Annotated in this window: 11 protein-coding genes; 9 read left to right on the plus strand and 2 right to left on the minus strand. The window is 50.7% G+C overall.

Features of this window, described 5'->3' with window-relative positions; genetic code table 11:
• The first annotated feature begins 35 nt into the window (after nt 1-35).
• The 7 genes from EKM73_RS11160 to EKM73_RS11190 all read left to right on the plus strand — a co-directional run bounded on the left by EKM73_RS11160 (nt 36) and on the right by EKM73_RS11190 (nt 7,189).
• A complete protein-coding gene (locus tag EKM73_RS11160; protein WP_125701945.1) occupies nt 36-1,433 on the plus strand; it encodes an amino acid permease in 1,398 nt (465 codons plus the stop codon).
• A gap of 208 nt (nt 1,434-1,641) precedes the next feature.
• Nucleotides 1,642-2,490, plus strand: a complete 849-nt coding sequence (locus EKM73_RS11165) for an aldo/keto reductase (protein ID WP_125701946.1) — start codon at nt 1,642-1,644, stop codon at nt 2,488-2,490.
• Between the two features lie 16 nt (nt 2,491-2,506).
• Entirely contained in the window at nt 2,507-3,115 is a 609-nt protein-coding gene (locus EKM73_RS11170) for a metallophosphoesterase family protein (protein WP_125701947.1), read from the plus strand.
• 414 nt (nt 3,116-3,529) lie between these two features.
• Complete coding sequence (locus EKM73_RS11175) at nt 3,530-4,927, plus strand: bifunctional metallophosphatase/5'-nucleotidase (RefSeq protein WP_125701948.1); 1,398 nt, start codon at nt 3,530-3,532, stop codon at nt 4,925-4,927.
• Nucleotides 4,924-5,754, plus strand: a complete 831-nt coding sequence (locus EKM73_RS11180; RefSeq protein WP_125701949.1) for a YutD family protein — start codon at nt 4,924-4,926, stop codon at nt 5,752-5,754. Before EKM73_RS11175 ends, EKM73_RS11180 begins: the two co-directional genes overlap by 4 nt.
• Before the next feature lie 12 nt (nt 5,755-5,766).
• Entirely contained in the window at nt 5,767-6,561 is a 795-nt protein-coding gene (locus tag EKM73_RS11185) for a TIGR01457 family HAD-type hydrolase (RefSeq protein ID WP_125701950.1), read from the plus strand.
• On the plus strand, nt 6,554-7,189 hold the full coding sequence (locus EKM73_RS11190) for a TIGR01906 family membrane protein (protein ID WP_125701951.1): 636 nt from the start codon (nt 6,554-6,556) through the stop codon (nt 7,187-7,189). Before EKM73_RS11185 ends, EKM73_RS11190 begins: the two co-directional genes overlap by 8 nt.
• A gap of 81 nt (nt 7,190-7,270) precedes the next feature.
• Here EKM73_RS11190 and EKM73_RS11195 read toward each other — a convergent pair whose 3' ends face one another.
• Nucleotides 7,271-7,942, minus strand: coding sequence for a VTT domain-containing protein (locus EKM73_RS11195; RefSeq protein WP_125701952.1), 672 nt, complete (start codon nt 7,940-7,942; stop codon nt 7,271-7,273).
• 98 nt (nt 7,943-8,040) lie between these two features.
• Entirely contained in the window at nt 8,041-8,550 is a 510-nt protein-coding gene (locus EKM73_RS11200) for a phosphatidylglycerophosphatase A family protein (protein ID WP_125701957.1), read from the minus strand.
• A gap of 128 nt (nt 8,551-8,678) precedes the next feature.
• Between EKM73_RS11200 and EKM73_RS11205 the strand changes: the two genes are divergently transcribed.
• Together EKM73_RS11205 and EKM73_RS11210 are read left to right on the plus strand one after the other, a co-directional pair.
• On the plus strand, nt 8,679-9,269 hold the full coding sequence (locus EKM73_RS11205) for a peptidylprolyl isomerase (RefSeq protein ID WP_125701953.1): 591 nt from the start codon (nt 8,679-8,681) through the stop codon (nt 9,267-9,269).
• A 31-nt stretch (nt 9,270-9,300) separates the two neighbouring features.
• Nucleotides 9,301-9,690, plus strand: coding sequence for a CvfD/Ygs/GSP13 family RNA-binding post-transcriptional regulator (locus EKM73_RS11210; RefSeq protein WP_125701954.1), 390 nt, complete (start codon nt 9,301-9,303; stop codon nt 9,688-9,690).
• Nucleotides 9,691-10,149 lie beyond the last annotated feature (459 nt).

Raw genomic sequence — 10,149 nt, forward strand, 5'->3', positions numbered from 1 at the left:
TGTGTATAATATATTTCAACAAAGGGGAGATTAAGATGAAAAAAAATCAATCGAATACCAATCAGGAATTTTCCCGGGGACTTCAGAGTCGGCACGTCCAATTGATTGCTCTTGGGGGAACAATCGGGACGGGGCTGTTCTTGGGTGCCGGTCAATCCATTCATTTAGCTGGACCCTCCATTATTCTGGCTTACCTCGCCACAGGAATCATGTGTTTCTTACTGATGCGTGCGCTGGGGGAATTGCTCCTGTCCGACTTGGAAGTGCACTCCTACATCGACTTCATCAAGCGGTACCTTGGTGACAACATGAGCTTCGTTGCTGGGTGGACCTACTGGATCTGTTGGATCACGATTGCCATGGCCGAAGTTACCGCCGCCGGACAATACATGCAGTTCTGGTTCCCACACTTACCATCATGGGTGACGGCGTTGACGTTGCTAGCCATTCTGTTAGCCTTGAACTCCGTCACGGTCAGTGCATTTGGTGAAACGGAATTCTGGTTTGCTATTATTAAGATCGTAGCTATCGTGGCGTTGATCCTGGCCGGGGCCTATATGGTTGCCGTTCACTTCCCAACCCCCGTTGGTCATGCCAGTGTGACGAACTTGGCCAGCGGCGGATTCTTTGCCAACGGTGCAAAGGGCTTCTTCCTGTCCTTCCAGATGGTCCTGTTTAGTTTCGTTGGGATCGAAATGGTGGGGATGACCGCTTCCGAAACGGCTAACCCTAAGAAGGTCTTGCCAAAAGCCATTAACGAGATTCCCCTACGGATCATTCTGTTCTATCTCGGGTCACTGTTAGCACTGATGGCCATCTACCCATGGCAATCCATCTCGCCAACCAGCAGTCCCTTCGTTCAAGTCTTCAAGAACGTTGGGATTCAGTCGGCCGCTGCCGTCATTAACTTCGTTGTGTTGACGGCCGCCGCTTCAGCCTGCAACAGCTCGCTGTTTACGACCGGACGGATGCTCTTCTCCCTGACTTACGGTGGGGAAGGCCGTTTCTCTAAGCGAATGGGGACGCTATCTCGGGCGCAAGTGCCAACACACGCGCTGCGGTTCTCCACGCTGGTTATCGCCGTTTCCGTCTTTCTGAACTTTATCATTCCGGGCCACGTCTTTGCTTTTGTTTCCAGTATCGCCACAACCTGCTTCCTCTTTATCTGGGGAGCCATCGTCGTTGCGCACATCAAGTACAAGAAGCAACAGACGCCACTCGAACGCAGCAACAGCGCCTTCAAGATGCCATTCTTCCCACTGAGTGACTACTTCATCCTGGCCTTTCTCGGGATGGTCGCCGTCGTCCTACTATTCCGGGTCGACACGTTAGTTGCTCTGATTGGGTCCATCCTCTGGCTAGTCGGCCTGAGCCTTGGCAAGCGATTTCGCGACCAACGCGTAGCTACTAGCGCCATGGATTCTGATAAATAAATTACGTGGAAGCACCGCCAGAACACTGGTTGGTGCTTCTTTTTTTCGTAGGAGACGAGACCAGCGAAAATGAATGGGAAGTGCTACGATGAAAGTGGTGTTTATCTTTTAAAACGTGGATAATAGAGATGTGAATGCAACTGACTGGTGGCTGAGTTGAGAAGTAAGTACCAGTCACGAGATAAGGAAACTTAAATGAGGTGTAAACATGAAAACTGTTAAACTTGCGGGACAAGCCGTACCAGCTATTGGAATCGGAACCTGGCACATGGGGGATGACCCAACACGGCGGGCGACGGAAATTGCGGCCATTCAAGCTGGCATCGCCGCTGGTGCCCGGGTGATCGATACCGCCGAGATGTACGGTTCTGGCCGGGCTGAGAGCTTGGTCGGCGAAGCCCTGCAGTCGGAGGACCGTGGCCAGCTCTTCTTGATTTCCAAAGTCTTACCGGAGAATGCGTCTAAGCGTCGCATGGAAGCAAGTCTGGACGCCAGCCTGCAACGATTGCGGACGGATCACGTCGATCTGTATCTCTATCACTGGCGGGGGAGTGTACCACTAGCTGAAACCGTGGCCGAACTACAACGCCTCCAACAGACTGGCAAGGTTCGGTCGTGGGGCGTTTCTAACTTTGATATTGCCGACCTACAGGAACTGTGGGCGCTTCCCGGTGGTGACCAGGCCGCAGCCAATGAGGACCTGTATCATTTGGGTAGCCGCGGGTTAGATTACGCGGTACTCCCGTGGCAAACCAATCACGACCTGCCGCTGATTGCCTATTCACCAATTGCGCAGGGCGATTCGTGGGGCCAGCACCTGGCAACCAATGCCACGGTCAAACAGATTGCGGCGGCACGCGACGTGACGGTCTACCAGGTACTCCTGGCGTGGGCGATTCGCAATCCCCAGACGTTGGCGATTCCACAGACCAGTTCGGTAGCCCACATGACCCAGAACATTGCGGCCGGTGAGTTGACCCTGACGTCCGCTGAATTAGCAGCGTTGGATCAGCAGTTCCCACGGCCGACGCAGAAGAAACCACTCGATATTATTTAAGACGAGGAGTTATGACATGCAATACTTTACTTCAGATACACACTTTTTCCATAAAGATTTACTGGGCATGAATGATTTTGCACCGCGGCCATTTGCCAACGTGGACGAAATGAACCAGACCATCATTGATAACTGGAATGCGCGCGTAGCCCCAACGGATACGGTTTATCACCTGGGTGACATTGCGTTATATTTCACCCGGCCAGCCATTAAATCCGATGAGGCCGTGGCAGACGTGTTGTCTCAACTGAATGGCCACCTGGAATTGATCAAGGGCAACCACGACAGTCGGGCCTTGTTCAAATATCTGGCAGCGCACAACCCCATCGACCATGGGCAGGAAAAGTACACCTTCCACGACGTGGGCGCTCTGATCAAGTACGATCACCGGCAATACTATATGACGCATTACCCCATGATGCTGGGCATTGTGAAGCAAATCGTCAATCTTCACGGCCATATTCACCACTATGCGGTCCCCGTCAAAGAGAACATCAACGTCGGTGTGGATACACCGGAGACCCGCTACCTCAAGGAACAGGTTCCATTTGGTACGCCATTCTCCACGAGCGAGATTGAAGAGATGGTTACTGGGAAGGCTAAGGAGTTTCAGGACAAGCAATAGGTTGGGAATACTAAGTAATTTTGTAGAACGTAATCGGTAGAAAATAATATGCGATAAAGGCAGTGCTTACAGACGTGTTAAATATTAGCATCCGGGGCTGGTCAAGCGGTCATGGTGCCTGATCTGCTGAAATTTTGGCTTTAGCCGAAGGTAGACTGGCAGAGCCCCGTGTCGGTGGTCTTGGCTGAGGTGTTTTCTCAGCCTAGTCCACTGGGCAGGAACGAGACTCATGGGTTACGAGGCTCGTTCCTGCCCTGAAGACCGCTTCTCAGGCTTCAGGTCTGCCTCACGGGGTGGCGCCAGTCTACCGCAGGCACTAACAGAAATTTCGATCAGCCCAAGGTAGCATTGCGCTTGACCGGGGCCCCTTGATGCCGTAGGATTAAACACAGTGTTAAGAGGAGCTAAGAGAGCATGGAACAGATTACCATCCTGCATACGAATGACTTACATTCTCACTTTGAAAATTGGCCACGAATTCGACGCTATTTGGCTACGGCCAAGGCTAGTGCCCAAGCGGCCGGCCACACCGTGTATACCTTCGATCTCGGGGATAACTTGGATCGCGTCCACCCCGTGACGGAGGCCACCAATGGCCAGAAAAACGTGGAACTGATGAATCAGATTGGCTATGATGCCGTGACCATCGGGAACAACGAGGGCCTGAGCTATATGCGTCCACAGTTGGACCACCTCTACGACTATGCCAATTTTCCAGTGGTGCTGGGTAATCTGTTAACGAAAGATACCCATGAGCAGCCGAAATGGGCAATCGACCACCGGATACTGACCACGGCAGCGGGCACGCGGGTTATGGTGCTGGGCTTAACGGCTCCGTACCAATTGACCTATCCGCTGGCGGGGTGGTTGCCAATCCAGGTCGACGAGGCCTTAACGCACCTGTTGACGACCTATGCCGCTGACTTTGATGTCTGCGTGCTGCTGTCCCATCTGGGCGTTGACGTCGACCGGCAGATTGCCAAGCGTTATCCGCAAGTCAACGTGATTATCGGTAGCCACACCCACCACTTATTTGTGAATGGGGAACAGGATCACCACAGTCTCTTAGCCGCGGCCGGAAAATTTGGCCGGTACGTGGGTAAGATTGAACTGACGGTGGATACCAAGCATGTGGTTAAGGCCGCAACGGCTAGCGTGGTGGAAACGGCTACCTTGCCGGAAGATCCAGCCGATGCCGCGGAAATTCAGGGGTTGCACGACCTGGGAACGGATATCTTGTCCGAGCAACGGGTCGCGGACTTACCAGTCACGATGGAATCGGATCTGACCGGCCAACCGCGGCTGGTTCGCGAGGGGCTTCATGCCATTGCGGAGTACGCGGGCACCCAGGCGGCTATTTTAAATGCTGGGCTGTTTCTGGAGGACCTGCCGCGGGGTGTGGTCAATCAGAATCAGTTACACCAGATCTTACCGCATAACATGCACGTCATGACGGTCACCCTGAACGGGTACGACCTCTGGCGTTTGATCCAAGAATTCGAAATGGCACGGCTATTTCTGCGGCACTTCCACCAGAAGGGCATGGGCTTTCGGGGCAAAATTTTTGGGGAGATCAACTACCTGGGAATTGCCTACGATCAACAGACCCATCAGGTCACGTGGCGGGGGGAAGCTCTGTCACCGAACCGGCAGTATAAGATCGCCGTATTGGATCACTATTTATTCATTCCATTTTTCCCAACGATTTCTATCGTGGGGAAGAACGAGATACTATACCAAGACCTGTTACGGGAAGTGTTTGCCAAGTACCTGAGCACACACTATCCCTTAGATAAAGACGAGAGAGGATGACGACGGTGGATCGCAAAGATTTAGAGGCACTAGTTGCCGAGCAACGAGAAAGCCGGGAGCCTGCGGCAGAGGTCGTGCGTGAAGATGATACGCACTTGACGATCAATGGCCACCCCTATGAAGTCGTGGCGAACGTCAGAGAAGGCTTTGATTTCGCCGAGTTTGCCCGTCGCTTCAGTACGATCTTAAGCAAATTTGATTATATTGTCGGCGACTGGGGCTTTGAACAACTACGGTTGAAGGGCTTCTATGCCGAAGACCGGGCTGGTGCTAAGCAAAATCAGATCGATGCTGTGCAGGATTATCTCTATGAGTCCTGCAACTTCGGTTGTGCTTACTTTATTCTGCATAACTTAGACGTTAAGGCGGCACCGAAACCACGGCGCAGTCGTTCGCGGCGGCGGAGTGGTAGTGGCAATAAGCCTGCCCAACAGAACCAAGGGCAGAGCCGGCCACAAAACAAGCAGAGCTCACAGCACCAGTCTGCCGAAAAGCCGGCGGCTAAGGCAACTAACGGTAACCGTGGTGGCAGCGGTCACAATCGTCATGCGGCGAACACGGCTAACAATAAGCCAGCGACGACTAACAGTACAACGAACAATAACAACGGTAATAACAGTAATCACACTAGTAATAGTACGGCATCTAACGGGAGTCATCGGCGGCGTTCACGGCATTCACGCCATCGTAACAATACGAATCACCCGTATACTGAAGAACGACGCACCACGACACAGCCTAAGACCGACACTAGCAAGACGGTGACGGTCGCAACTGGTGGTCAGGGACGTCGGCACTTCACCATTCGGCAGAAAAAAGAGAATTAGGGAGAATTTGCAATGAAAAATTATCAAGCCTATCTAATCGACTTGGACGGCACCGTTTACGCGGGTAGCAAGCGTTATCCCAAGGCGAAGGCCTTCGTGGAACGGTTGCAGGCGGCCAAGGTGCCCTTTAAGTTTGTCACAAATAACACGACGAAGTTACCCGTGGACGTTGTGGCAAACCTGGCGGATAACCACGACATTCACGTCAACACGGATAACGTCTATACGGCGGGCCTAGCGACCGCGGACTTCTTGGACGAACGCGCTGGTGAGACCGGCAAGCGGACCGTTTACGTGGTCGGCGAAATTGGGTTGAACCAGGCGCTCGCAGCTAAGGGTTTCACGGTGGACGAGGAGCATCCTGAGTACGTAGTCGTGGGGCTTGATAGTGATGTGACCTATGAAAAATTTGCCAAGGCTATTCTGGCGATTCGCAGTGGGTCAACGTTTATTGGGACTAACTCGGATTCTAATATTCCTAAGGCCCGGGGACTAATGCCCGGCGCCGGTGCGTTGGTCGACCTCGTGCGCTATGCAACGCAGACGGAACCCATCTTTGTGGGGAAGCCGGAACCGATTATTTTGGAAAATTCTCTGGAATTGATGGGTGTCGCCCCTGAGGATGCTCTAATGGTGGGCGACAACTACCAGACGGACATCCTCGCTGGGATTCATGCTGGGGTGGATACGCTCCTGGTCTACACGGGAGTCTCCACGCCGGAGCAGGTAGCCCAACAGGCCATTCAACCGACCTATACCATCCCGAACCTGGATCATTGGGACATCGAGGTGGGGCCAATTGACTAAGTGGCAACGCGGCGTTGGATTAACAGCGCTGATTCTATTGTTGCTGACGTTGAGTATCTTTTTGACGATCAACGCGGTTTGGTTGTATCGGCTGGACATTCATTGGCTCAATATATCTCGCACGGTCCAAATGACCCCGCAAAAGATTATGCATAACTATTATCAGATGCTGGGGTATCTAGAGCTACCATGGGTTACCGATCTCAAGATGAGTGACTTCCCCACATCGTTTACGGGGATGGTCCACTTCCATGACGTGAAGCAGCTGTTTCTGGTGAATAACATCGTACTCCTGGTGAGTATTTATCCGGCCGTTTGGTATTTCCGGCGGCTGAAGCGCTATGGGGAACGGTGGCGGCTGATTCAACCTATGCAGGTGGCAACGGTCGTTCCCATCGTGTTAGCGGCAGTGATGGCCGTGGACTTCAACGACTTCTTTATTGATTTTCACAAGATTCTCTTCCGCAACAACGACTGGCTGTTCGATCCGAGCCTGGACCCGATCATCACGGTGCTACCGGACACTTTCTTTCTCCACTGCTTTATCATGGCGTTCGCTTTGTTCGAGGCGGGGCTAATCTGGTTGTATTGGCTGGGTCGGCAGTCGTTTAAGCATGCTGGGGAATAGAGACTAACGAAAATTAATCACAAAAAAAGTTGGAACCGGCATCGCTGTCAGTTCCAACTTTTTAAATCCATTCAGTTAAAGTTAATCGTCTTCTGGAATCCGTTGGGGATTGGAGTGAGACGTGTGACGACCCTTAAGCCAACCCACAACAGCGGGAATCAAGGAAATCACGATGATGCCCAGAACGACTGCTGAGAAGTGTTCTTTGACGAAGGGAATGTTCCCGAAGAAGTAACCTCCGCCACAACAGATGAACACCCAAGTCAGAGCGGCACTAACGTTGTACTTTAAGAAACGACGGTAGGGGAACTGTGACCCAGCAGCGGTAAACGGCACAAATGTCCGGATGATCGGCATGAACCGACCCAGGAAGATGGCCAATGGACCGTGCTTTCTAAAGAACTGTTCAGATTGCGCTAATTTATCCTTGTTGATCAGGCGACCGAACCACGAGTGATTAGACAGCGCAGCGCCGGCACGACCACCAAGGTAGAAGTTCAGTGAGTCCCCGCCAATCGCAGCGATGAGGAAAATCGCCACGAATAGCCAGATATTTAAACCATAAGCCGGATTAGCGGCCAGGGCAGCCGCCGCGAAGAGCAGTGAATCCCCTGGTAAGAAGGGTAAAATCACAGCACCAGTTTCCACAAAGACGATGGCAAACAAGATGAGGTAGGTTGAGCTACCAAAGGTATTGACGATGTTGACCAAGTGGTCGTCAATGTGGAGAACAAAATCGATTAAATAGGCCATTAAGGTGCTCCTTAGTTGTTATTTGATAATACCCATATTGTAGGGGTTTTTAATCTCTATGTCAGCAGGTCCGGCGAAGCTTAACAAAATTGTGATAATTATTTGAATGGCGTATCTTGTTCCCCAGCATCATCGTGGGCCAACCGGGCGGCCCCAGCGGCAGCGATTGCGCCGACCAAATCGTCCAAGAAGGTGTGGATGATACCGGGCTCGTGGGCGTTGAGCTTGGCAAGAATCCCTGGCTTAGTCCGGTCGATGTAGCCATAATTGGTAAAGCCAATAGAACTATAGAGGTCAACAATGGAGAGAGCCATAGTTTCGTCGACACCGTAGAGACCTTCGTCACGCTCAACGATGGTTTGCAAAGGTTCCATGAGGCTGTGATGTTCGGCAGCAATGTCGAGCTGAACCCCAGTAATTACGGCGTTTTGTACCTCACGCTTATTGAGGACGGTTTGCACACTGTGTAGCGCCATCTCAGGGGAGAGGTCCTTAATGTAGTCTTTTTGTAGGTAAATCACGAGGTCGGCGATATCCTTTAAGTCAACGCCTCGTTCGTGAAGAAGGTCAATCGTACGTTGGCCGTAAGCTGTGGTTGGTTTAATCATCATGTAACTTCCTTTCTTCTTACTATTAGGTATATCTAGTATAGCACCGGTGTCATCAGTTGCATTTTTCCCGTTAGGCGGTGATAATAGATGACTAGGTAATGTTTGAAAAGATATGGAGGATAATTATGACAAAGTTTCCACAAATTGATTTGGCTAACGCCAGGGGTCCACAAGTAACGATTGAAACGTCCATGGGGACCATTCAGCTGCAACTCTTCCCCGAACAAGCACCAAAGACGGTTGAAAACTTTGTAACGCACGCCAAGGCCGGCTACTACGATGGGATGACCTTCCACCGTGTGATTCCTAACTTTATGATTCAGGGTGGGGATCCAACCGGTACCGGTATGGGTGGCGAAAGTATCTGGGGCCAACCATTCGAAGATGAATTCTCACCAGAGCTGTATAACTTGCGTGGGGCTTTATCCATGGCTAATGCGGGTCCTAATACGAACGGCAGTCAGTTCTTTATCGTTCAAGATAAGGATATGACCCCACAAATTCAGGGCCAGATGAAGGATGCTGGTTTCCCTGAAGAGATCGTTAAAGCCTACGAAAATGGTGGGACACCCTGGCTGGACTTCCGGCACACGGTATTCGGTCAGGTGATTACCGGGATGGACGTTGTTGACGCGATTGCTGCAGTTAAGACGGATGCTAGCGATCAACCTGCAACGCCAGTTACGATGGATAAGGTTACGGTCAGCGAAGAGTAGCTGACTGGTCACAAAGATAGGAGGCGTGGCGATGACGTTTAAAATTGGTCAGAGAGTAACTGGACGGATTACAGGCATTCAACCGTATGGTGCCTTTGTTAGTCTCGGCGGTCACCGTCAAGGCTTGATTCATATCTCAGAGTGTCATTGCGGTTATGTTAAAGACATTCACGATTATTTAAAGGTTAATCAGGAAGTGAACGTGGTCGTTCTTGATATTGATGAATTCACGGGTAAGATTAGTCTATCGTTACGGTGCCTCGAGCACGTTGACTTTGGACCAGAACCGGATGAACATCAACATCGGCACTATTGGACGAATCACCGGATCAACATTGGATTTAAGCCAATTGACGACCGCTTATCGGGCTGGAAGGCCGAAGCGTTGCGTCATTTGAATCAGGAGAAAGCATCCTCATAAGGAGGGTGCTTTTATTTTTTGAAAAAACGCTTGACCAATCGCTGGATGATTGATAAGATATTACCTGTTGCTGTTTGAGACAGCCAATGCATAAATAACAAATTATTGAATAGTCATACAAATTTGAAATTAATGCTTGACGAGTTAAACAGCAACTGATAGAATGATTTATGTTGTCAAGGCGTGCTTCATCCGTCATTCATTGCTTCTTGAATGTTGAATAAATATTCAGGAAGTTGAAAAAAGATGTTGACACGAAATTCACAACATGATATACTTTAAAAGTTGTCACGAAGCGATTGCTTCTCTGATAACTAAGTAGACCTTTGAAAACTGAACATTGTTTCGACAAACCAAATATGTGTAGGGCGGTTTGATACTAGGTATCAAACCCAAACAATATTTGCGAAGTCAATTCGCTTTTATGAAAATAAAGTAACAACAATCGATGAGCTATTC

The organism is Levilactobacillus fuyuanensis, from assembly GCF_003946395.1.
GTDB classification, from domain to species: Bacteria; Bacillota; Bacilli; order Lactobacillales; family Lactobacillaceae; genus Levilactobacillus; species Levilactobacillus fuyuanensis.

Coding starts and splice junctions, on each gene's coding strand:
- EKM73_RS11160 (WP_125701945.1), top strand. CDS start 36: ATGAAAAAAAATCAATCGAATACCAATCAGGAATTTTCCCGGGGACTT.
- EKM73_RS11165 (WP_125701946.1), top strand. CDS start 1,642: ATGAAAACTGTTAAACTTGCGGGACAAGCCGTACCAGCTATTGGAATC.
- EKM73_RS11170 (WP_125701947.1), top strand. CDS start 2,507: ATGCAATACTTTACTTCAGATACACACTTTTTCCATAAAGATTTACTG.
- EKM73_RS11175 (WP_125701948.1), top strand. CDS start 3,530: ATGGAACAGATTACCATCCTGCATACGAATGACTTACATTCTCACTTT.
- EKM73_RS11180 (WP_125701949.1), top strand. CDS start 4,924: ATGACGACGGTGGATCGCAAAGATTTAGAGGCACTAGTTGCCGAGCAA.
- EKM73_RS11185 (WP_125701950.1), top strand. CDS start 5,767: ATGAAAAATTATCAAGCCTATCTAATCGACTTGGACGGCACCGTTTAC.
- EKM73_RS11195 (WP_125701952.1), bottom strand. CDS start 7,942: ATGGCCTATTTAATCGATTTTGTTCTCCACATTGACGACCACTTGGTC.
- EKM73_RS11200 (WP_125701957.1), bottom strand. CDS start 8,550: ATGATTAAACCAACCACAGCTTACGGCCAACGTACGATTGACCTTCTT.
- EKM73_RS11205 (WP_125701953.1), top strand. CDS start 8,679: ATGACAAAGTTTCCACAAATTGATTTGGCTAACGCCAGGGGTCCACAA.
- EKM73_RS11210 (WP_125701954.1), top strand. CDS start 9,301: ATGACGTTTAAAATTGGTCAGAGAGTAACTGGACGGATTACAGGCATT.